17 protein-coding genes are annotated in these 23,319 nt (G+C 65.8%); 11 read left to right on the top strand and 6 right to left on the bottom strand.

Going from position 1 to position 23,319, the window contains the following annotated elements; all coding sequences use genetic code 11:
• Position 1: 1 nt before the first annotated feature.
• The 3 genes from ASF04_RS23800 to ASF04_RS23790 all read left to right on the top strand — a co-directional run bounded on the left by ASF04_RS23800 (position 2) and on the right by ASF04_RS23790 (position 3,028).
• Positions 2-1,099 carry a tryptophan 7-halogenase gene (locus tag ASF04_RS23800; protein WP_056147319.1) on the top strand — a complete coding sequence of 366 codons (1,098 nt, stop codon included), beginning with the start codon at positions 2-4 and terminating at the stop codon, positions 1,097-1,099.
• A 127-nt stretch (positions 1,100-1,226) separates the two neighbouring features.
• Entirely contained in the window at positions 1,227-2,765 is a 1,539-nt protein-coding gene (locus ASF04_RS23795) for a CitMHS family transporter (RefSeq protein WP_056147316.1), read from the top strand.
• A gap of 77 nt (positions 2,766-2,842) precedes the next feature.
• Positions 2,843-3,028 carry a DUF1289 domain-containing protein gene (locus ASF04_RS23790; RefSeq protein WP_019924335.1) on the top strand — a complete coding sequence of 62 codons (186 nt, stop codon included), beginning with the start codon at positions 2,843-2,845 and terminating at the stop codon, positions 3,026-3,028.
• Between the two features lies 1 nt (position 3,029).
• Here ASF04_RS23790 and ASF04_RS23785 read toward each other — a convergent pair whose 3' ends face one another.
• Entirely contained in the window at positions 3,030-3,746 is a 717-nt protein-coding gene (locus ASF04_RS23785; RefSeq protein ID WP_056147313.1) for a hypothetical protein, read from the bottom strand.
• 46 nt (positions 3,747-3,792) lie between these two features.
• A complete protein-coding gene (locus ASF04_RS23780) occupies positions 3,793-4,158 on the bottom strand; it encodes a hypothetical protein (protein ID WP_056147310.1) in 366 nt (121 codons plus the stop codon).
• A 103-nt stretch (positions 4,159-4,261) separates the two neighbouring features.
• Between ASF04_RS23780 and ASF04_RS23775 the strand changes: the two genes are divergently transcribed.
• From ASF04_RS23775 to ASF04_RS23760, 4 genes are all read left to right on the top strand, one after another.
• Complete coding sequence (locus ASF04_RS23775; RefSeq protein ID WP_019924338.1) at positions 4,262-4,447, top strand: hypothetical protein; 186 nt, start codon at positions 4,262-4,264, stop codon at positions 4,445-4,447.
• Positions 4,444-5,430, top strand: a complete 987-nt coding sequence (locus ASF04_RS23770; RefSeq protein ID WP_056147308.1) for an alpha/beta hydrolase — start codon at positions 4,444-4,446, stop codon at positions 5,428-5,430. The genes ASF04_RS23775 and ASF04_RS23770 overlap by 4 nt, the downstream gene beginning before the upstream one ends.
• A gap of 73 nt (positions 5,431-5,503) precedes the next feature.
• Positions 5,504-6,613 carry an NADH:flavin oxidoreductase/NADH oxidase gene (locus ASF04_RS23765; protein ID WP_056147305.1) on the top strand — a complete coding sequence of 370 codons (1,110 nt, stop codon included), beginning with the start codon at positions 5,504-5,506 and terminating at the stop codon, positions 6,611-6,613.
• 105 nt (positions 6,614-6,718) lie between these two features.
• Entirely contained in the window at positions 6,719-8,413 is a 1,695-nt protein-coding gene (locus ASF04_RS23760; RefSeq protein WP_229205179.1) for a family 43 glycosylhydrolase, read from the top strand.
• Positions 8,414-8,476: 63 nt separating this feature from the next.
• Here the strand turns inward: ASF04_RS23760 and ASF04_RS23755 are convergent, their stop codons facing one another.
• A complete protein-coding gene (locus tag ASF04_RS23755; protein ID WP_229205178.1) occupies positions 8,477-9,904 on the bottom strand; it encodes a sugar porter family MFS transporter in 1,428 nt (475 codons plus the stop codon).
• A gap of 189 nt (positions 9,905-10,093) precedes the next feature.
• Here ASF04_RS23755 and ASF04_RS23750 point away from each other — a divergent pair, with 189 nt between their 5' ends.
• Positions 10,094-10,921 (top strand): hypothetical protein, encoded by an 828-nt coding sequence (locus ASF04_RS23750; protein ID WP_082488990.1) that lies wholly within the window; start codon positions 10,094-10,096, stop codon positions 10,919-10,921.
• Here the strand turns inward: ASF04_RS23750 and ASF04_RS23745 are convergent.
• On the bottom strand, positions 10,918-11,877 hold the full coding sequence (locus ASF04_RS23745) for a LysR family transcriptional regulator (protein WP_082489012.1): 960 nt from the start codon (positions 11,875-11,877) through the stop codon (positions 10,918-10,920). The genes ASF04_RS23750 and ASF04_RS23745 overlap by 4 nt on opposite strands.
• A gap of 176 nt (positions 11,878-12,053) precedes the next feature.
• Between ASF04_RS23745 and ASF04_RS23740 the strand changes: the two genes are divergently transcribed.
• Entirely contained in the window at positions 12,054-12,827 is a 774-nt protein-coding gene (locus ASF04_RS23740; RefSeq protein WP_056147296.1) for an SDR family oxidoreductase, read from the top strand.
• A gap of 97 nt (positions 12,828-12,924) precedes the next feature.
• Positions 12,925-15,381 (top strand): beta-galactosidase, encoded by a 2,457-nt coding sequence (locus ASF04_RS23735; protein ID WP_056147293.1) that lies wholly within the window; start codon positions 12,925-12,927, stop codon positions 15,379-15,381.
• On the opposite strand, the gene ASF04_RS23730 is transcribed toward ASF04_RS23735, so the two are convergent.
• Positions 15,368-16,513 carry a sensor domain-containing diguanylate cyclase gene (locus ASF04_RS23730; RefSeq protein ID WP_229205177.1) on the bottom strand — a complete coding sequence of 382 codons (1,146 nt, stop codon included), beginning with the start codon at positions 16,511-16,513 and terminating at the stop codon, positions 15,368-15,370. The two genes, ASF04_RS23735 and ASF04_RS23730, sit on opposite strands and share 14 nt — an antisense overlap.
• Before the next feature lie 260 nt (positions 16,514-16,773).
• On the opposite strand from ASF04_RS23730, the gene ASF04_RS23725 reads away from it, so the two are divergent.
• Positions 16,774-22,284 carry a DUF4011 domain-containing protein gene (locus tag ASF04_RS23725; RefSeq protein ID WP_229205176.1) on the top strand — a complete coding sequence of 1,837 codons (5,511 nt, stop codon included), beginning with the start codon at positions 16,774-16,776 and terminating at the stop codon, positions 22,282-22,284.
• Here the strand turns inward: ASF04_RS23725 and ASF04_RS23720 are convergent.
• The gene (locus ASF04_RS23720) at positions 22,281-23,288 is read right to left on the bottom strand and encodes an aldo/keto reductase (RefSeq protein ID WP_056147285.1); all 1,008 of its coding nucleotides are present in this window, start codon (positions 23,286-23,288) and stop codon (positions 22,281-22,283) included. The two genes, ASF04_RS23725 and ASF04_RS23720, sit on opposite strands and share 4 nt — an antisense overlap.
• Positions 23,289-23,319 lie beyond the last annotated feature (31 nt).

Raw genomic sequence — 23,319 nt, 5'->3', positions numbered from 1 at the left:
GATGGATGCGCCGCTTGATTACGACGTGGTAGTGATCGGCGGCGGCGCCGCCGGCACTGCTGCCGCGCTGGCGCTGTCCCGCTACACGCGCCTGCGGGTGGCGCTGGTCGAGCGGCGCCTGTTCGAGGACTTCCGGGCCGGGGAATCAGTCTCGTCATCGCTGTTGTCGCTGCTCGATTATCTGGGCGTGCCGCGCGCGGCGCTGGCGGGGGCGCAACTGCCCACGTACTCGCACGCGGCGGCGTGGGGCAGCGACGCCCTGGTGATGCGCGAGACCATTTTCAGTAGCCAGGGCAATACCTTGCAGCTGGACCGCAGGCGCTACGACACCATCCTGCTCGACCAGGCAGCTACGGCCGGCGTGGCGCTGTATCGGCCCGCCGAGGTTGTCCAGCTTGCGCACGGCGAGGCATGGCGCCTACAGTTGCTGGTCGGCGGCAAGCAGCTCGACATCTCGGCGCGCTACCTGGTCGATTGCAGCGGCAAGAATGCGCTGGTGGTCAGAAAGCGCGGGCGCCCGGTGCATACCGAGGATGGCCTGGTGGCGCTGTACGGCTATTACGATCTGGGCGCACCGACGTTCCTGCCGCAACAGACGCTGGTGGAAACCATGGAACACGGCTGGTACTACGTCACCCCGCTGCCGGGCGACAAGGTGGCGGTGGCCTTCATCACCGATACCGACATCCTCAAGCGCCTCGAGCTCAACGAGGCAGACAACTGGCGCGCACAGGGACTGGCAACGCCGCACGTGGGCCGGATCATGGCGCACCTGCCGGCGCCGACAGCCATGCGCCACTACGCCATCCACAGCCGCGTAGCTTCGCTGCACGACAGCGAGAACTGGACCGCCGCCGGCGACGCGGCCGTGTGTTTCGATCCGATCTCATCGATGGGCATCGGCCAGGCGGTCAGCTCCGGCATCCACGCCGCGCGCGTGGCCGAAGCGTACCTGCTGGGCGACACCAACATGGCCCGCCACTACAACCGCTCGCTGTTCGACAACTTCGAAACCTATTTGCACATGCGCCAAGGCTATTACGCGGCCGAGCAGCGGTGGCCGGACGCGCCGTTCTGGCAGCGCCGCAGCAAGAACTGAACGCGCTGCACTGAAAGTGAATTGAAAGCTTCAGGCACTTATAGTATTCACGTCGCTGATGTTGCATATGCGAGAAAACTATAACCCCGGTGTGGTTGCCGGAGACGAAATGCCTGGAGGAAATCAAATGTTGACCGTGCTTGCTTATTCGATGGTCGTTGTGTTTATGTTCTTGATCATGACCAAGCGCCTGCCGGCGCTGGTTGCGCTGATCCTGGTGCCGATCATCTTTGGCGTGATCGGCGGCTTTGCCCCCGAGCTCGGCCCGATGATGCTGGCCGGTATCAAGCAACTGGCGCCGACCGGCGTCATGCTGATGTTTGCCATCCTGTACTTCGGCGTCATGATCGATGCCGGCCTGTTCGATCCTGTCGTCAAGCTGATCCTCAAGCTGGTCAAGGGCGATCCGATGAAAATCGTGGTGGGCACGGCCGCGCTGACCATGATCGTCTCGCTCGACGGCGACGGCGCCACCACCTACATGATTACCGTCTCGGCCATGCTGCCGCTGTACCAGCGCCTCGGCATGAGCCGCCTGGTGATGGCCTGCGTGATCATGCTGGCCGGCGGCGTGTTCAACATCCTGCCGTGGGGCGGTCCGACCGCCCGCGCCGCCAGCGCGCTGGGCGTGGACGTCGGCCACATCTTCGTGCCGATGATCCCGGCCATGATCGCCGGCGTGTGCTGGGTGCTGTTCGTGGCCTACATGCTGGGCCGCAAGGAGCGCAAGCGTCTGGGCGTAGTGGAGTTGCAGCCGCTGCAATCGAAAGCGGCCAAGGCTGCCAAGCTGGCCCAGGAAGAGCAGGATGCCGCACTGGTTCCGCAAAAGGCTTATGCCGGTTTTGAGCAGCCGCGCCAGGTGAATGCCGCCATGAGCGGTTACACGCCGGCCGCTGGCGCCACCCAGTTCGGTCACAGCGACGGCGCCCGTTTCGTGGGCCGCCGCGCCGGCGCCGACCGCAAGGTCGTGCACCTGAACTGCCCACCGGAAGTCGAGCATTGCGACGATATCAAGGTCGGCGATCCGAAGACCGCGCGTCCCAAGCTGATCTGGGTGAATTTTGGGCTGACGCTGGCGCTGATGGTGATGCTGGTGCTGGCCGTGCTGCCGCTGCCGGTGCTGTTCATGATCGCGTTTGCGATTGCCATCATGATCAACTACCCGAACATGGAAGAGCAAAAAGAGCGCATCGCCGCCCACGCCGGCAATGTGCTGCCGGTGGTGTCGCTGATCTTCGCGGCCGGCATTTTCGTCGGCATCCTGCAAGGCACCAAGATGGTCGATGCGATTGCCGCCAGCGTGATCTATGCAATTCCCGAGTGGATGGGCCCGCACCTGGCCATCGTCACCGGCCTGCTCAGCATTCCATTCACGTTCTTCATCTCGAATGACGCGTTTTATTTCGGCATCGTGCCGATCCTGGCCAAGGCCGCTGCCGTGTACGGCATCACCGGCGCCGAGATCGGCCGCGCTTCGATCATCGGCCAGCCGGTGCACTTGCTCAGCCCGCTGGTGGCCTCGACCTACCTGCTGGTGGGCATGGCGAAGGTGGAGTTCGGCGATCACCAGCGCTACACCCTGCTGTGGGCGATCTCGGCGTCGCTGGTGATGCTGGTGGCGGCGCTGGTGTGCGGTGTGATTCCGTTCATGGGTGTTGCCAGCTAGGCCGTACTGGTAAGATAGCGAATGTCAGCGTATCGAAGGCCGACTTGTTGCCGGCCTTCTTATTTCCATAGGTAATCATGGCAGTCAAATCTCCCTGCACCGGCGTGTGCGAATTCGAAGGCCGCACCGGCTATTGCGGAGAATGCCTGCGCACGCTGGACGAGGCGCGGTCGTGGAAGAAAATGACCGACCACAAGCGGCACCAGATCATCAACGACAAGCCGCGCCGCATCCAGAAGCTGGCCAAGGCCACCGCCGCCTGAGTCATTTCCCCAGCAAGCGCAGCGATTCTTCCCAGTTGCCCCGCCACGCGTGCAGGAAATCGTGCGATGTGAAGGCCCGCTTCAAGGGGCCGATCGGTGCGCGGTACACGTCGTGCAGGCCCAGGGCCAGCGTGACCGGATTCCACACCGCGTTGCGTTTCGATTTTTTGGCGCTCGCCTTGACGCGGGCGCCATCGTCGCCAAAGATGCCGATCGCTTCGTCCAGCGCCTGGTCCAGGTTCAATTTCACCAGCGCGCCAAATGCCTGCAGCACTTCGGCCTTGCTGATGCCCGCCTGGGTTTCGGTGGTAGCGAGTTTCTGCTTTTCCTCCTGTGCCGCCTGCGCCTCCTGTTTCAGCTTGCCCACCAGCCGTTCCAGGTCGCGCTTCTGGAAGCGCAGCTGGTCGAGCGGCCGCGTAAAGCCTGGCTCCGGTAGCCGCACCGGCAGCTTGTAGGCGTCCTTGGTCATGGTGATCAAAATGTCCGCGCTGCCGGCGGCCAGGCGGGCGACATCGTCTGCAAAATAAATCGGCGCGGCATAGCCGCCATTGGCCTCGCCAAACAGCTCGGGATAAGCGGCATCATAGTCGAGCCAGACAACCGGGTTCAAGGCGCTATCGAGCATGCGCGCCAGGGTCCATGGCGTGCCGGTCTGTTGTTCGAGCCAGGCGCAGGCTTCGGCGGTGGTGGCCCGGAAGGGCAGATCAGGCGTGCTCATGGTATCTCTCGGGATATGCGGTGGCGCGCAGAGTATCACGCGTGCGTCAAAAGCACGAATTCTGGGTAAACCGCTTGCCCACGGCGCGCACCAGGCCGGTGGCGGGGTCGATGTTGAATACCACGTAGCGGCGTTGCGGGCAGACCAGTTCAAGTGACTTTTTGCTGCACTCGAGCATGTCGGTCTTGAGTACGCCTTCCTTGGTCGATACCGACACGTCCCGGTTGATGTAGGGACTGCATTCGAAACCATGTTCCGTGGCGACCTTTCTGGCCGCGTCCATGGTGAGGCCGACCGCGTGCAGCTTTTCCGCTTCTTCGGCCAGGGTGGCGTCGGAGACGCGGGTGAGGGCGCAGCCGCCCAGCGCCGAGCAGGCCAGCAACGGTAATATCCATCGTAACGTCGGTAACATCGATTCTTTCCTGGCTATAGAGCAACGCAGTGTACCGTGGAACATGGTCCGCACCGTTCGCCGCCGTACTGTGCGGTGCGGCGCTTTATGCGATAGTGGCACGATGGATACCAAACAACTCCCCCGTACCGATGCCCGCCAGGCATCGATCGTCCGCCAGGGCCTGGAATGGGCCCGTACCTATGGCCAGCGCAGCGCCGCCGCCTTTCTGCTGGTGCGCAAGGTGCCGCGCCCGGTGGTCGAGCGCATACTCGCTGCCGCCATCCGCAAGGAAGACCGCGCCCGATGACGTTCGCGCTGGTGGTTGAACCCGGGGCGATCAAGCAAATGCGCAGCTTCAACCGCAAGCTGGCATGGGCGCCGCGCTTCAAGATCAGCAACCGCGTGATGCCGTTCGTGATCCAGTCGCTGTTGCGGCTGTCCCAGTTCGTGCCCGATGTGCGTACGATACGGTCCGGCGTGCGTATTTCACGGTACGCGGCGCAGTCCGATGGACTGCGGGTGCCGGTGCGGGTATTACGAGGAAACAGGCCGCCGCGCGCGGTGATACTGGATTTTCACGGCGGCGGCTGGGCGATCGGCAATGCGCAGATGAACGACCAACTCAACGCCGAACTGATTGCGGCCTGCGATGTGGCCGTGGTGTCGGTCGATTACCGGCTGGCGACCAACACGCCGCTGGCGGCCATCATGGACGATTGCCTGGCGGCCGCACGCTGGCTGCTCGATGGCGGGCTGCCCGAGTACGACGAACTGCCGGTGTATGTGCTTGGCGAATCGGCCGGCGGCCACCTGGCGGCGGCCACGCTGCTGCAATTGCAGCGCTGGCCGGCGCTGCTGCGCCGTATCGATGGCGCCGTCTTGTACTACGGCGTGTATGACCTGGCCGGTACGCCCAGCGTGCACGCGGCGGGCGCCGAGACGCTGGTGCTGCACGGTCCGTCGATGGCCGCGTCGATGCGCCTGCTCACGCCCGGTCTGACCGACGACCAGCGCCGCGCGGCGCCGGCTTCGCCCCTGTATGGCGACCTGGCCGGTCTGCCGCCGGCAATCATGTTTGCGGGCGAGCGCGATCCGCTGCTTGACGATACCACCCTGATGGCTGAGCGCTGGGGCGCCGTGACAGACGTCGAATGCCACGTGGTGCCCGAGGCGCCACATGGCTTCATCCGTTTTCCGGTTCGCATCGCTGCGCAGGTACGCGGCCGGGTCTGCGACTGGATCAACCGCCGCGTCAGCGACGCCGGCAGAAATCGCGTGCCTCCACTATAGGAGGTACGCAGCGCGCCGGCAGTCCGCTACACTCGTTGATACTGACGTGCTGCGCTCATTACAAGGAACCGATATGCCCCATTCCCAATTATTCACTCCGCTGCAAGTACGTAACATTACGCTGGACAACCGCATCGTCATCGCGCCGATGTGCCAGTACTCGGCCGTCGATGGCTGCATGACCGACTGGCACCAGATGCACCTGGGCCAGTTGGCGCAATCGGGCGCGGCGCTGCTCACCATTGAAGCGACCGCCGTGCTGCCCGAAGGACGCATCAGCTATGGCGACGTGGGCCTGTACGACGACGCCACCCAGACCGCCATGGGCCGCGTGATCGACTCGATCCGGCACTGGTCCGCCATGCCGATTGCGGTGCAACTGAACCACGCCGGCCGCAAGGCTTCTACTCAAAAGCCGTGGGATGGCGGCGCCCAGATCGCGCCGGGCCAGCCCGATGGCTGGGCCACGGTGGCGCCGTCGGCATTGGCTTTTCACGACAACTACGTGGCCCCGGCTGCGCTCGACCACGCCGGTCTGCGCCGCATTCGCGACGGCTTTGCTGCCGCGGCGCGCCGCGCTGCCGACCTCGGCATCGACGTGATCCAGATCCACGCCGCGCACGGCTACCTGCTGCACCAGTTTCTCTCGCCGTTATCGAACTTGCGCACCGACGAATACGGTGGTTCGCTGGACAACCGCGCGCGCTTTCCGCTCGAGGTGTTCGATGCGGTGCGCGCGGCGTTCCCGCCAGATCGCGCCGTCAGCGTGCGCATCTCGGCCACCGACTGGGTGCCGGGGGGCTTTGCCGTCGAAGAAGCGCAGGCCGTGTCGAAAATGTTCGAGGACCATGGCGCCGATGCGATCCACGTCTCGAGCGGCGGCCTGCATCGGGACCAGGATATTCCGGTCGGCCCCGGCTACCAGGTGCCGCTGGCGCGCGCCATCAAAAACGTGGTGCAGATTCCCGTAGTGGCGGTGGGCCTGATCACCGAACCGCTGCACGCCGAAGCGATCATCGCCAATGGCGACGCCGACCTGGTGGCGCTGGCGCGCACCATCCTGTACGACCCGCGCTGGCCATGGCACGCGGCTGCCGCGCTGGGCGCGCAGGTGCCGGCGGCCAGCCAGTACCTGCGGTGCCAGCCGTCGCAGTACAAGCAGCTGTTTCGCTCAGATCGGTGATTAAACACCGGCCATGCCGGTTTTGATATGGCTGCCGCCCGAACCGGCATAGCCGCGCAGGTCGTCCTCCGCTAGAATTTCCCGCATAACAACGAGGAGAGACTGATGCGGTATCCGATATCCCGAAGCACAACCAGCGCCCGCTGGTTGCCCGGCTTGCTGCTGGCGCTGGCCGTGGGCGGCACGGCCGGCACAGGGCCGGTCATGGCGGCCACCGCCGATACGCGGGCTACCGCCGATACGCCAGCTACCGCCGATACGCCGGCTACCGCCAATTCGCTGGCTACCGCCGATGGGCCGGCCACAGCCGATGGGCCGGCCGCTGCCGCTGCTACCGCCACCCCCGTTGCTACTGCTGCGGCGAATCGCACCATCCGCAACGGCGACTTCTGGCGCGATACCAGCGGCGCGCCGATCTATTCGCAAGGAGGGGGCATACTCAAGGTCGGCGACAAATACTACTGGTATGGCGTCAAGTACGAGGAAGCGGTCGGCTATATCGCCAGCCGCAAGCCTGACGGCTCCGCGACCAGATTCAACGCAGTGACCGCCTATTCATCGACCGACCTGGTCAACTGGACCAACGAGGGCGAAGTGATCAAGGTGGCGGCGCCCGGCAAGATCTTCGAGCGCGACGCCTGGCTCGGTCGGCTGGGCGTGGTCTACCACCAACGCACCAAAAAATACGTGCTGGTCACCCAGTACGGCAGCAAGAGCGCCGGTAACGGCGTGCTGTTCGCCACCAGCGATGCGCCCACCGGCCCTTTTAAATACGACAACCTGCAAACCCAGGTGCCCAATGTCAACGGCGCGGCCACAGGCGACCAGACCGTGTTCATCGACGACGACGGCCAGCCTTATCTCATCTTCAGCAATTCCGGCGAGCGGCGCCATTTGTACGTGGCGCCGCTGCGCGCCAGCGACTTCTTGCAGGTGGGCCCGGCCAAGCTGGTGCACCAGGCGCCGGCCGGCGGGCGCGAAGGCAACGCCATGTTCAAGCACAACGGCCTGTATTACTTCTGCTCGTCGGAGCTGCACGGCTGGAATGCCTCGCGCAGCTATTACATGACGTCGCCCAGCATCGACGGCCCGTACACGCACGAGCGCCTGATCAAGGGCACGGAAAACGACTTCTCGCACGTGTCGCAAAACGGCTTTTTCATTCCCGTCGCCGGCGGCAAGCAGGGCACGGTGCTGTTTGCCGGCGACCGCTGGAGCAATTACGCCGGCAACGGCAATGGTTACAACATCTGGGTGCCGCTCACGTTTGACGGCACGGCGCCGGTGTTCCACTCGCTCAGCGAATTTTCGCTCGACGCCAGGCGCGGCACCTGGCAGGTGGGCAAGGGCAACAACTACGTGCTCAACCCCGGCTTCGAGGCCGACCGCGTGGCGCAGACCGGCGTTACCGGCTGGGTGGTCAGCTGGACCAACCTGAAAGGGCCGAGTCCCACCGTCAACGTGCTGGACAGCCGCACCGGCCGCTGGGCGCTGATGCTGGCGCACGACCAGCACACGATGGGCAGCGCGGTGCAGAACGTCACATTGCCGAACGGCCGCTACACGCTCAAGGCGTGGATAAAAGGCAGCGGCGGCCAGAAGGTGGCGCGGCTGTACGCCTACGGCCACGGCGGGCCGGAAGCGGCCATCACGCTCGAAACGGCCCGCACCGCGTGGACCGAGGTCAGCGTGCCCAACGTGGAAGTCAAGAACGGCAGTATGCAGATCGGCTTGTATTCGGAGGGCAGCGATGGCCAGTGGCTCAAGGTCGATGACGTCAGCCTGGTGGCAGAGCAATAAATAATCGTGACCATGAAACAGGCCGGCTCCTGGCAAGAGGCGCCGGCCTTTACGTTGATGAGCTCAACGCCAGCCTTGCTCGATCTGTTCCAGGCTCTTGCCGCGTGTCTCCGGCAATTTGCGCAGCACGAAGACAAACCCCGCCAGGCAGATTACCGCGTACAGCCAGAACGTCATGCCGGTGCCCATGGCGGCGTTGATCAGCGGGAAGGAGTAGGTGAGCAGGAAGCATGCCGCCCACAGCGCCGTGGTGGCCACCGCCATGCACGCGCCGCGCACTTCCTGCGGGAAGATTTCGGACAGCGCCACCCAGGTCACCGGCGCCAGCGTCATCGAGTACACGGCAATCGCGGATACTACCAGCAGCAGCAATGGCCAGCCTTGCCAGCCCGCCAGGTAGCAGGCACCCAGCGCCAGGTAGATCACGAACAGGCCGGCGCAGCCGAGCAGCATCAGCCGGCGGCGGCCCCAGCGCTCGACGGTTGCCAGCGCCACCAGCGCGAACACGCAGTTGACCACGCCGGTGATGACGATGTTGAACAGCATGTCCGACACGGCGTAGCCGGCCGAGGCGAAAATCTCCTGGGCGTAATTGAAAATCACGTTGATGCCGCACCATTGCTGCAATACGGCCAGCACAACGCCGATCACCAGCACGCGCGCGAAACGCGGCTCGGCCAGCACCTGTTTCAGGCTGCGGCCCCTGGATGCGCCCAGCGCGGTGCGGATGTCATGCATGGCGCCGCGCGCATAATCAGCGCCGCCCAGCTTGTGCAGCGCTGCCAGCGCATCGTTGGTGCGGCCACGGCCGGCCAGCCAGCGCGGGCTCTCCGGGATCAACAGGCAGCCGAGCAGAAACGCAACTGCCGGCACGGCGGCGGCGGCAAACATCCAGCGCCAGCCGGTGGTGCCGTTCCAGCTGGCGGCCAGCTGGGCGGCGGTGGCGCCGGCCGGCACCGGTTCGGCAATCAACAGGTTGACGATTTGCGCGCCGAGAATGCCAAGCACGATGGCGATCTGGTTCAGGCAGACCATCCGGCCGCGTATTGCTGCCGGCGCGATTTCGGCGATGTACACCGGTGACAGGCCGGCTGCCAGGCCGATGGCCACGCCGCCGATCATGCGCCAGGCGATAAAGCCGTCAAACGAGCCGGCCCAGCCGGTGCCCATCGACGACACGGCAAAAATCACCGCTGCAATCAACAGGCCGCGCCGGCGGCCCAGGCGGTCGCTGATCCAGCCCGAACCGATCGCGCCCACCAGGCAGCCGACCAGCGCGCAACTGACGGCCCATGCCTGCTGCGCCGGCGACACCAGCTGGAACCACGCCTCGTAAAACGGCTTGGCGCCGCCGATCACGACCCAGTCGTAGCCGAACAGCAGCCCGCCCAGCGCGGATACGGCCGCCGCCAGCCACAACGTGGTGGTGGAGGCGGGCGGTGTGGCGGTGGTTGTGCTGCAGGCAACCGGCTGTTCTATTCCATGCATCATTCCTCTGTCCTTTGCTGTCTGTCTCTTTATTGTGGGAATTGTCGTCGTCTGCGATTTTACAAAGGAAAGCGGGGCAGCAGCGACCTTGGGCCATGCCATTCCTGCTGCGAAGCATGACAAAGCAGCATGGCTCGCGGCCCGATGCCGACCGTATAATCGACCAATCACCCATCATTTGAAGGTTTTGTCCTGGAAGCGATCGATCTCCATTGCGGCGACAGTACCGCGCGTCTGTATCCCGGGCATGGTGCGGCCATCGGCGCCTGGCAATGGCGCGGCGACGCGCTGCTGCATGCGCCCGATGGCGAGGTCGCGTGCTTTCCGATGGTGCCGTACGCCAACCGCATCGCGCACGGCCGCTTGCCAGGGGAAGAGCCGTTGCCACCGTACCCGGGCGAGGCCCACAGCCTGCACGGCGTGGGCTGGCGGCGGCCCTGGCGCGTGATCGAACAACATGCCGCGCATGTCGTGCTGGGCTTGCAGCACCAGGCCGACCACCACTGGCCGTTCGATTTTGCCGCCACGCTGTCGATCGCGCTCGGCGACAACTGGCTCACGCAAACGCTGTGGGTGACCAATACCGGCACCCGCACCATGCCGCTCGGGATGGGCTTTCACCCGTCTTTTCACAGCGCGGGTGCGACGCTGAGCGCCAACTGGGAGGGCCGCTGGGGTGTGTCGGCCGACCATTTGCCTACCGGCGTGGCGCCGCAACCGGTCGCGTCGGGGCCGCTGGACGTGGGGCCGTGGCAAGTCAACAATTGCTACACGGGCTGGGACGGCAAGGCGGTACTGCGCTACCCGGATCACGCGCTGCTGCTCAGTGCCGATCCGCTGTGCGGCTTTCTGCAATGCTACCGGCCCGGGGCGGGCAGTGATTTTGTTGCCATCGAGCCCGTTACCCACATTCCCAACGCCCACCAGTTGCGGGCCGAAGGCGTGACCGGCACTGGCCTGCGCGACCTGGCGCCGGGCGCGGTCACGTCCACCTGGATGACCTTGCAGGTCTTGGGTTAGGGGACCTGGCGCAGCTTGCGGCTGGCCGCCAGTTCGACTGCCGCCGCTTCGCGCAGCGCATCGACCATGATTTCAGCACCTGGCGACAGCACGTGGCCCTGGCGCGTGATGATGCCGTACACGTCCATGCGCAGTTTCAGGTCGAACGGCAGCGCAACCAGTTCGCCGGCTGCAAGCTGCGCCTGCACCAGCTCTTTCGGCAGCGCCACCAGCATGTCGGTATTGGTCACCAGCGACACCACCAGCGGCACCGACAAGGTTTCCACGGTTTCCACCGGCGGATCGAGGCCCTCGGACAGGAACAGCGCCGTCAGCCGGTCGCGCAGGATGCTGCCGGCCGGCGGTACGATCCACGACTGTTCCACCAGCTCTGCCAGTTGCAGGTCGGCGCGGCCCACCAGCGGGTGGGTGGCGCGCACGATCAGGTGGTGGACTTCGTCGGTGATCGGTTCGAAATTGAGCAGCGGGACGGTCGAGGTATCGAGGATACGGCCCAGCACCATGTCGAGCTGGCCGTCGAGCAGGCGCTCCACCATCGACTTGCTGGTGCTGAAATCGACCACCAGGCTGGCCTTTTGCGACCGCGCCTTGAACAGCTTGATGGCCTGCATCAGGATATTGGTGGCGGGTGTGAGCACGCTGCCGATCGCCACGCGGCCGCCGATACCGGACAGCAGGGTGGAGATTTCGAAGTGCGCCGCATCCATCTCGGCCAGCGCCACGCCGGCGCGGCGGATCAGCATCTTGCCGGCCCAGGTGGGCACCACGCCGCGCGCCATGCGTTCGAACAGCTGGATGCCAAGCACGTGTTCGAGGTCGCTGATCAGGCGCGACGCGGACGGCTGCGTCAGCCGCGCGGCGGCGGCGGCATTGGCGATCGACGCGTGGCGGCCCAGTTCGACCAGCAGGATCAGGTGCCGCATCTTGAGATGGCTGCGCACAAAACGGTCGGACACGGTATGACTCATGAATGATGGCAAGAAAGATGGTCGTCGGATTATACCCGTACCGTTTTTTCGGTCAGGCAGGCGGTCAGCCATGCCAAATCCGGTTATTGCTATGCCAAATCAGGATAGCCGCGCCGGCCTTACCCGTAAGACAATGTAGCAAAAACCTGCAAGGAATGGAGACTATGGCAGACAGAGTAAAAGACAAGGTGGTGATCGTCACCGGTTCGACCATGGGCATCGGCCGCGCTGTAGCCGCACTGTTGCTGGAAGAGGGCGCCCAGGTGGTGCTCAACAGCCACCAGGACGATGCCCACGCGGCGTCCGTGCGCGATGAACTGGGTGGCCCGAACAGCCTGTATGTGCAGGCCGACATTGCCGACCGCGCCCAGGTGGAGGCGCTGGTGGCGCAAACCCTGGCCCGCTTCGGGCGCGTCGATGCAGTCATCAACAACGCCGGCATGAACGTGTTCACCGATCCGCTGGAAATGACGGCCAGCGACTGGCAGCGCTGCTTCGCGGTGGACCTGGAAGGCGCGTGGAACGTGATCCGCGCGGTGCTGCCGTCGATGCTCGACCGCAGCTACGGCAATATCGTCAATATCGCCTCGGTGCACGGGCATAAAATCATCCCCGGCTGCTTTCCGTACCCGGTGGCCAAGCATGCGCTGATCGGCCTGACCAAGTCGCTCGGCATCGAATACGCTGCGCGCGGCATCCGCGTCAACTCCATTTCACCGGGCCTGATCCTGACCGAGAGCGCCGAAGCCTGGCTGGCCTCGTGCCCCGATCCGGCCGCCGAACGCGCCCGCCAGGAGCAGTTGCTGCCGGTGCGCCGCATCGGCACGCCGCGCGAGGTGGCCTACACGGCACTGTTCCTGGCCAGCGACGAAGCCCGCTTCATCAACGCCACCGATATCCTGATCGATGGCGGACGTTCGCAGCTGTATTGCGATTAGATGCTGCCGGCCGCACTGCGGCCGGTTAATTGCGACCGGTTCGCAGCAGCTTCGACCCGCTGCCACCGGAATTCTCTATTTCTTGCACAAATAAAAAATGACCGAGACCCTCCTGCGCGCGGCCCTGGCTGCGCTGATCTTCCCCGCCGCCCTGGCGCAAGCCGACACCGTGCTGAAAATCGACGCCACCGCGCCGGTGGCCGCACCGTTGCTGGGCCACCTCAAGCAGGGCACGGCCGTGTCGCCGGCCGGCGTGCGCCTGGGCGCCAACAACCAGTACCTCACGCGCGACGGCCAGCCGTGGTTTCCGGTCATGGGCGAATTCCACTACACGCGCTCGCCCGCCAGCGACTGGGAACTGGAACTACGCAAGATGAAGGCGGCCGGTATCACGGTCGTCGCCAGCTACCTCATCTGGAACCACCACGAGGAGCAGGCCGGCAAGTTCGACTGGAGCGAGCGCCGCGATTTGCGCCGCTTCCTGCAACTGTGCAAAAAAGTCGGACTGGAAGCAGTGGTGCGCATCGGCCCCTGGGCCCACGCCGAAGTGCGCTTCGGCGGCGTGCCGGACTGGGTGGTGTACGCCATGCCCACGCGTGGCAACGATCCGCAGTATTTGCACTACGTCGAACGCTTTTACGCGCAGATCGGCCGGCAACTGAAGGGATTGATGTTCAGGGACGGCGGCCCGGTGATCGGCGTGCAGCTGGAAAACGAATACAACCTGCGCGGTCCGGGCAAGGGGGCGGAACACATCAGCACGCTCAAGCGTCTGGCATTGAAGGCGGGGCTTGACGCGCCGCTGTACACGGTCACCGGCTGGGACGGCGCGGTGTACCCGCCCGGCGAAGTCACGCCGGTTTTCGGCGGCTACGTCGATGAACCGTGGGCCACCAGCACGCGCGAACTGGCGCCCAAGGAAACCTACGCGTTCCGCTTCGATACCCGCGTCAGTGGCGACCTCGGTGCGCAGACCGTGACGCACGAGCGCGGCACGGCCGATGACGAAATCGGCAAGACGCCGTTCTTCGGCGCCGAATACGGCCCCGGCGTGCCGTTCATGTACCGCCGCCGTCCCGTGATCGGCGCCGACGACATCGCCTCGATGGTGCCCGTGCAGCTTGGTTCCGGTGTGAACCTGCTTGGCTACTACATGTTCCACGGCGGCCGCAACCCGGCCGGCCGCACCTGGCTGCAGGAGAGCACCGGCAGCGGCGGCTACAACGATGTTCCGCTGATCAATTACGACTTCCAGGCGCCGCTGGGCCCGGACGGCCAGCAGCGGCAAGTGCTCATGCGCCTGCGGCCGTACCACTGGTTCCTGCAGGATTTCGGCGCACGCCTGGCCACGATGACGGTGCGCAAGCCGGCCGCCGTGCCCGATAACGCCGCCGATCTGAAAACCCCGCGCTACGCAGCGCGCAGCAACGGCGACAGCGGTTTTGTCTTCGTCAACAACCACGTGCGCCAGTATGCAATGGCCGCACATCAGGCCGTGCGCTTCGAAGTTGCACTGCCCGGCGGCAAACTGGTCTTCCCGAGTACGCCGGTGGATATCGCCGATGGCGATTATTTCATCTGGCCCTATAACTTCGACCTTGACGGCATGGTGCTGAAATCGGCCACCGCGCAACCGCTGGCGCGGCTCGACCTGGGCGCCGAAGGCGTGGTGTACGTATTTGCCGCGCACAAGCGGATTCCCGTCGAACTCGCGTTTGACCCCGCCATTGCACCGCAATTGCAGGCCGCTGGCGCGCGCGTGGCCGAGCGCGACGGCAAGCTGGTGATCGATCAGCTGCAGCCCGGCACCGGCGCTGCCGTCACCATCGCCCGCAGCAAGGGCGGACCGGTGCGCGTGGTGGTGTTGACCGCTAGCCAGGCCGAACAACTGACCATTGCCGACGTGGCCGGCAAGCGGCGCCTGCTGTTGAGCGAACAGCAACTGGTGGTCGATGGCGGCGCGCTGCAACTGCGCTCGGTGGGCAGCAGCGCCTTCCGCGTGGCCGTGTTCCCGGCGCTGACCAAGGCGCCGACCGCTGCCGGTACCGTGCAAAAAGGGACTGACGGCATCTTCCAGACCTTCGCGGCCACGCTGCCCGAACGCCAGCTGACTGCCAGCATCGCGCCGTTGCGCGCGGCGCAAGCGGTACCGCCGCTGCTGATCGGCGGCAACGCCAAGGCAGCCCAGGAGCCGGGCCCGGAAACTTTTGGCGCAGCGGCCTCGTGGCAGGTGACGGTGCCGCCGGCCCAGCTCAAGGGCCTTGACGACGCCTTGCTCAATATCGATTTCGTCGGCGACATCGGCCGCCTGTATGCGGGCGTGGAGATGCTCGACGACTGGTATTACAGCGGCTATGGCTGGCAGTTCGGTCTGCGCCACATCGGCGAGCGCCTGGCGCAGCCGCTGACAGTATCGGTGCTGCCGCTGCGCGCGGACGCTCCGATCTACCTCGATAGCAAGGCCCGTCCCGACTTCGGCGGCCAGGCCCAGCTTGCGCAACTGCGGACAGTGACGGTGACGCCGGTGTACCTGTTACGGCTCAAGGTGAAGTAAGCGGCCGCTGGAAGATCTCGAACGCTCCATCGCCGCGCGCCTTGGCCGCATACATGGCGCTGTCGGCGTCTTGCAGCATGCCGGCCGTGGTGGCTGCGCCGCCCCGGGCCAGGCTGATGCCGACGGCGGCGCCCACGTTGACCAGCGTGCCATGCACGCGGAACGGCGCTTTCAGCGCGTCGATCAGGCGCAGGGCGATGGCGCGGGCGTCGGCGCTGTCGCTGCAGACGGCGGCCACCACGAATTCATCGCCGCCCAGCCGGGCCACCGCGTCGGCGGGCCGCATGCAGTGCTTCAGGCGCGCGCTCACCAGTTGCAGCAGCACGTCGCCGGCCGCGTGTCCCATCGTATCGTTGACTTCCTTGAAGCCGTTGAGGTCCATGAACAGGATGGCGGTCAGGCTGTCGCCTGTGTTTGCCGCCAGCAGCCGGTCCACGTGCTGGTTCAGCCAGGCGCGGTTGGGCAGGCCGGTCAGGGCGTCGTGCGTGGCCCGCTCCTCGAAGTCGCGCAGCATTTCCTTGTCGCGCGTGATGTCGCGCGAGACCATGACGGCGCCCACGCACTGGCCGGTCACCGGATCGATGATGGCGCTGGCCTTGGTGCCCAGCACGATGTAGTGGCCGTCGCGGTGCCGCTTGCGTACCTCCACCACGTTGGGCAGCACACCGCCGCCGAGCACGCTGGACAAGGCGGCGGCCGAGTGCTGCCGGTCGTCCGGGTGCAGGAACGCGATCACGGGCTGGCCCACCACGCTGGCCGGATTCCATCCCATCATCGATTCATATGACGGCGAAATCGACAGGTAATTGCCGGCGGTGTCGGCATGGGCGATCAGATCCGTGGTGTTTTCGATCAGCAGGCGGTATTCCCCGGCTTCGCGGCGGGCGCTGGCGAGCGCCTCGTGGTGAGCGCTGAGGTCGGTGATGAAGCCGTGATAGCAGCCCGGCGCTGCAGGCAGCCCCGACAGGCGCACCTGGCGCGTGACGCCGTCGAGGCACCGCAGCGCAAACTCGGCCTGGAACGGCGCGCCGAGGCCGATGGCTGTGGCGATGGCTTCCCGGTCATGCGCCATATCGCCGGCGTGCACCGTTGCCACCCAATCGGGCAGGGACAGTCGTGCGGGGACCGCCAACACCGCGTCCGGGACGAGTTGTAAAATAGCAAAAGTGCCCGACTGGTCGGTGGACCAGAGAGCGGAAAGCGGAAATTGGCTGGCGATGTGCATGGACCGGCCGCACAGCGGGTGGCGCTGGCGGACTTTGGCGAAATGTAAAGGGGGTCTTCTGGGGACCACGCTAAACTGCTCGGCATGGGCCATCGGGCGCAGTATAACGCGATGATTGAATGATTGTCGCACAGCATCACTATTATGTTAATAGCATGGGAAATCAAGTGGAACCAGTCGCAGTACCGGCAATCGATGCCGCCATCAACCCGGTCGACGTCGCATTGCATGTGGCGCATGGCAGCAAGCTCAACCTCGCCGACTTCCAGAATTCGGTGCCGCTGCTGCGGGAACTGGCGGTGGTCAACGACAGTGCGCATGAGCTCGTCGAGTTGCAGCTGCGCCTGACGTCGTTTCCACCGTTCCTCAAAGCCAAGACCTGGCTGATCGACACCAGTGGCCCGCATTCCCGCTACGGCATCGTCGATTGCGACGTCCAGCTGGACGGCATGTTGCTCGGCAAACTGACCGAGGCCGAAACCTCGACCATCACGTTGACGCTGGTGACCAAGGCCGGCACGGAGCGCGAGCGCGTGCTGGCCACGTTGGAGCGCCAGGTCGAGTTGCTGCCGCGCAACCAGTGGGGCGGCTTGTCCCATCTGCCCGACCTGGTCGCGGCTTTCGTGCAGCCGAACGAGCCGGCCATCGACCGCCTGCTCAAGCAGGCTGCCGAGGTGCTGCGCCAGGCCGGCAAGACTCCTTCGCTTGACGGTTACGAGGGCGGCGCCCGCCGCGCCTGGGAGTTGACGTCCGCGCTGTGGACGGCCGTGGCCGGGCTGGGCATTGATTACGCCTTGCCGCCCGCGAGTTTTGAGCACCGTGGCCAGAAGGTGCGCAGCGCGTCGCAGTTGATGGATGGCCGCATTGCCACCTGCCTCGACCTGACCTTGCTGTTTTGCTCGGCGCTGGAGCAGGCCGGCTTGAATCCCGTCATCGTGTTCACCAAGGGGCATGCGTTTGCCGGCGTCTGGCTGCGCCAGGAAGAGTTTTCCACGGTGGTGGTCGATGACGTGACAGCCATCCGCAAGCGCCTGCGCTTGCAGGAACTGGTGTTGTTCGAGACCACGCTGGCTGCCGCCCGGCCGGCGCCGTCGTTTACTCATGCGACGCAGATAGCCGCCGGCCAGCTGGCCGACGCGGTGCAGGATCAGTTCGAGCTGCTGGTCGATATCCGCCGCGCGCGCATGCAGCGCATCAAGCCGCTGGCCAGCGCGGAAAGCCACAGCTTTGCGGCGCCAGACGGCGACGCCATGCAGGCGACTGCCGCCACCTTCGACGACGGCGCCCCCGATCTGCCTGACGATGCGCCGCAAGAGGCCCCCGCCCTCGACCCCAGGGACCGGCTGGCGCGCTGGCAGCGCAAGCTGCTCGACCTATCGCTGCGCAACAACCTGCTCAATTTCAAGAGCGGCAAAAAGACCCTGCGGCTCGACGCGCCCCAACCGGCAGCGTTGGAAGACGCGCTGTCGGAAGGCGCACCGATCCGGCTGGTGCCCCGGCCCGAGTTGATGGAGGGCAGCGATCCGCGCAACCAGGCCCTGCACGAGCAGCGCTCGCGCGAGGACGTGCGGCGCGAACATGCGCTCGATGCGCTGGCGCGGCGCGAAGTGTTCGTCAGCGTCGATGCCCAGGAACTCGAGGTGCGGCTGGTGGAGCTGTATCGCAGCGCCCGCACCACCTTGCAGGAGGGCGGCGCCAATACCCTGTTCCTGGCGCTGGGCTTTCTCAACTGGACCCGCGACGACAAGGCGGGGCAGGTGTACAAGGCGCCGCTGATCCTGGTGCCGGTGTCGTTGCAGCGCAAGAGCGCGCGCTCGGGTTTCACGGTGAGCCTGCACGAGGACGAGCCGCGATTCAATCCCACCCTGGTCGAGATGCTGCGGCAGGACTTCCAGCTCAACCTGGGCGTGCTTGACGGCGCGCTGCCGCGCGATGGCGCCGGGCTCGACGTGGCGCAGATCTGGCGCACCGTCTCGCACGCGGTGCGCGACATCAAGGGCTGGGAAGTCTCGGACGAAGTGGTGCTGGCGCCGTTCTCGTTCGCCAAGTACCTGATGTGGGTGGACTTGGCGCAGCGCACCGACCAGTTGCGTGAGAGCCCCGTGGTGCGCCACCTGATCGATACGCCGCGCGAGCCGTATCAATCTGGCGCGCAGTCCACCCTGGCGTTTCCATTGCCCAGGCGGCTCGATGCGGACTACGCGCCCGAGCAGACCTTTTGCCCGCTGCCGGCCGATTCGTCGCAGCTGTCGGCCGTGATGGCCGGCGCCAAGGGCAAGGACTTCGTGCTGATCGGTCCGCCCGGCACCGGCAAGAGCCAGACCATCGCCAACCTGATCGCCCAGTGCCTGGCCGAAGGCAAGCGCGTGCTGTTCGTGTCGGAAAAGATTGCTGCGCTCGACGTGGTCTATCGCCGCCTGCGCGAAGTGGGACTGGGCGAGTTCTGCCTGGAACTGCATTCGAGCAAAGCGCGTAAGCTCGACGTGATCAACCAGTTGCACCGCGCGTGGGATGCGCAGGGCGATGTCGATCCCGAGGTATGGCGTGCCCAGGCGTTGAAACTCAAGCGCCTGCGCGATGAGCTGAACCAGTACGTCGAACGGCTGCACCAGCGCCATCGCAACGGCCTGACGATTTTCCAGGCCATCGGCAACGTGGTCGATGGCGATGCCGATGCTGTACCCCGGGTCGAACTGACCTGGCCAGATGCTGACGCGCACGACCAGGTCCAGCTCGACGTCCTGCGCGAACTGACCGAACGTCTCAAGGTCAACGCCGCAGCCGTGGGCCAGCAACATTTGCAGGGCGGCCCGCTGATGGCGATCGGCCAGACCGACTGGACGCCGTCATGGCAGCAGACCCTGATCGGCGCCGTGCGCGCCACGGCAACCGCTGCCGACGCCGTGCAACAAGCACTGTCTCAGGTGGAAAACGCCACCGGCCTGGCCGGTTTGCCGACCGGCCGCCGCGCCAGATCGGCGCTTGCCGACCTGGTGCAGGTGCTGCCGCAGGCATTTGGTCACCAGTGGAGTTTCGTATTCCTGCCGGAAGCACGCGCGGCGCTTGGCCGTTTGCGGCAAGCGATGGCGGCATTTTCCCAAGCGCCTAAGCCGGCTGGCGCCGCGCATGCAACGATGCCAGTGATGGCGCCCGGTACCCAGGCGTCCCCGCAAGCGGGCGGTTCGACATCCCGCAGCGGCCCCGCCTGGCTGCAGGCGATCATCGCCCGCAGCCGCAAGGCGCAGGCGCTGCTGACCGAGCGCGTGGCGTTGCTGAACGCGCTGGGCAAACCGTGGGCGGCCGACATCGTGGCCGAACTGGAGCGGGGCTTGCAACTGCTGGACGAACTCAAGTCCAGCGAGAGCGCCTTGTCCGTGCGCTACGACGAGCAGGTAGAACAACTCGACGTTCGGCAACTGCACCGGGCGTGGAGCGAGGCCGAAGCCAGCATCTGGCCGCTGTCGTGGAATCGCAAGCGCCAGCTGACCAGAACGCTGGCGGACTGCATTTCCGGCGACGCCGAACCGGACGTCGCCAGGGATCTCGGCCTGCTGGTGCGCATGCGCGAGCTGCGCGCCGCCATCGACGATGCCTGGATTGAACTGGACAACAGCGAGGCAACGGTGCTCCGCGTGCTGGCGTTCGAGGCCGCAGTGTCGAACGCGGTTGCCGACCTGGCCGAGAGCGAAGACGACGCCGCCGTGTTGCGCCAGGCGTTCGACATGCTGGTGGGCGACGGCAATACGCAATTGGCGCCGGGCGGGGCGGTCGTTACCGCCGGCAACCGCTACCTGGCCGCCATCGGCACCCTGCAGGCCGCGCTGGAGCACCTGGCGCAGGCCGGCATGTTCAGCGTGGGCGTGGCGATGCAGTTCGACGAGCTGGCGCTCAGCGACCTGTCCGCGCGTTGCGCCCGCATCATGGCGGCTGAGCCCCGCCTGAAGTCGTGGTGTGCCTGGCGCAAGGTGCGCGCCGAGGCGCAGTCGCAGGCGCTGGGACCGCTGGTGGGCGCCATCGAAACCGGCCTGGTGGCCCCGGTACAGGCGCTGCGCACGTTCGAGATCAACTACAGCCGCTGGTGGCTCAACCGCGCGGTGGACAACGAGGATGTGATCCGTAACTTCGTTTCGGCCGAGCACGAAAAGCGCATCGGCGACTTCCGCGCGCTTGACCGCCAGTTCACCGACGTCACCCGCGCCTGGGTGCGGGCACAGCTGTGCGCCGGCATGCCGCGCGCCGATGAAGTGACCCGCAATTCCGAATGGGGTGTGCTGCGCCACGAGATCGGCAAGAAAAAGCAGCACATGCCGCTGCGCGAACTGATGCACAGCATCCCGACCGCGCTGGCCAGGCTGGCGCCATGCTTGTTGATGAGCCCTTTGTCGATCGCCCAGTACCTGGCGGCGGACACCAGCGCCTTCGACCTGGTGGTATTCGATGAAGCATCGCAAATTCCCGTGTGGGATGCCATCGGCGCCATGGCGCGCGGCAAGCAGGTGGTGATGGTGGGCGACCCCAAGCAGTTGCCACCAACGTCGTTCTTCGACCGCGCCGATGCCTCGGAAGAGGACGAGGACGTCGAAATCGACCTGGAAAGCATCCTCGACGAATGCATGGGTGCGAACCTGCCCACCATGAACCTGTCGTGGCACTACCGCAGCCGCAACGAATCGCTGATCGCGTTTTCCAACCACCGCTACTACGGTGGCGCCCTGGTGACGTTCCCGTCGCCGGTGGCCGAAGACAAGGCGGTCAGTTTCCACCACGTGGCCGGCGTGTACGACAAGGGCGGGGCGCGCATCAACCAGCTGGAGGCCAAGGCGCTGGTCGCGGACATCGTCGCCAAGCTCAAGGCGCCCGGCTTCCGCGAGTCGAAGCTGACCATCGGCGTGGTCACCTTCAATACCGAGCAGATGCACCTGATCGAAGACTTGCTCGACGAGGAACGGCGCAAGGACCCGGCGCTGGAACCGTATTTCCTCGAAACGGATCTGGAACCGCTGTTCGTCAAGAACCTGGAATCGGTGCAGGGCGACGAGCGCGACATCATTTATTTCTCGGTTACCTACGGTCCCGACCAGGGCGGCGGCGTCTCGATGAACTTCGGTCCGATGAACCGCGATGGCGGCGAGCGCCGCCTGAACGTGGCGATCACGCGTGCACGCCAGGAGTTGCGGGTGTTCTCCAGCCTGAAGGCGGAACAGTTCGACCTGTCGCGCACCCAGGCCGCTGGCGTGCGCGACCTCAAGCACTTCCTGGCATTTGCCGAACGCGGCCCGCGTGCGCTGGCCGAAGCCACCAAGGGCAGTCTCGGCGGTTTCGACAGCCCGTTCGAGGCAGCGGTGGCCAGCACGCTGGCCGCGCGCGGCTGGCAGGTGCACACGCAGATCGGCGCCTCGTCGTTCCGGGTGGACCTGGCCATCGTCCACCCCGATGCGCCCGGCGTCTATCTGTGCGGCGTGGAATGCGACGGCGCCACCTACCACCGCTCGGCCACGGCCCGCGACCGTGACCTGTTGCGCGAACAGGTGCTGCGCGGACTGGGCTGGGAGATACTGCGGATCTGGTCCACCGACTGGTGGATCGACCGGGAGGGGACGTCGGACAAGGTGCATGAGGCGCTGGAGCGACTGCTGGAAACCAGCCGGCAGCAGCGCGGCGAGACGGCCGAGCCTTAGGCCATCGGCCGCGCCGGCGTGCCCTCGGCCCACGCCACCGGCAAGCGCGGCGCGGCGGCTGGATCCAGACTACTCACCGTATCGAGCCGGGCGATCTGCTCGGCCGTCAACACCAGCGCCACCGCGCCCAGGTTGTCCGCCAACTGTTCAACCGAACGCGGTCCCAGGATCGGCACCGCGCCGTGGGTGCCGGCCCAGGCGATCGCCACCTGGCCCGGCGTGGCGCCCAGTTCTTCTGCGACCGCGATGACGGTATCTAGAATGCGGCTGCGCTGGGCCGAGTCTTCGGCCTGGAATACCTTGCCGCCCAACGCCTCCGCGCGTCCCGTTTGTCCTTGCCGGTATTTGCCGGTCAACATGCCGCCGCCCAGCGGCGACCACGTGACCACGCCCAGTCCCAGCGCGTGCGCGGCGGGCAGCAAGTCCGCTTCGGGCTGGCGGTGGACCAGGCTGTGTTCGAACTGGGCGGCGGCGATCGGCACCGCGCGGGTCAGCTCGGCCATGGTGGCGGCGCGGGCCAGGCGCCAGGCCGGGAAGTTCGACAGTCCCGCATACAGGATCTTGCCGGCGCGGGCCAGGTCATCGAAGCCGCGCACCAGTTCGTCCAGCGGCGTGGTGGCGTCGGGGTGGTGGGCCCAGAACAGGTCGATGCGGTCGGTGTTGAGGCGCTTCAGGCTCGCTTCCACCGACGCCACCATGGCCTTGCGGCTGTTGCCGGTCACCAGGCGGTTGGCATTCGGTACGGCGCCATTGGTGTACTTGGTAGCCAGCAGGAAATCCTCGCGCCGTCCTTGCAGCAGCGTGCCCAGCAGTTCTTCGGATTGGCCGAACTGGTAGATGTCGGCCGTGTCGATGAAGTTGCCGCCGGCTTCGGCATAGGCGTTGAAGACGGCGGCACTGGCGTCGGCATCGGCACCATGGCCCCAACCGGTGCCGAAATTGGCCGTGCCGAGGGCGACCTGGGAAACCATCAAGCCGGTCGTGCCGAATGCGCTGTATTTCATCGTGCTCTCCAAAGTATGCGGTCAGGGATTT

Origin of the sequence: Duganella sp. Leaf61, from assembly GCF_001421905.1 — a bacterium.
In the GTDB taxonomy this organism is placed as follows: Bacteria; Pseudomonadota; Gammaproteobacteria; order Burkholderiales; family Burkholderiaceae_D; genus Rugamonas; species Rugamonas zoogloeoides.
This window is presented reverse-complemented; position numbering and strand designations above follow the sequence as displayed.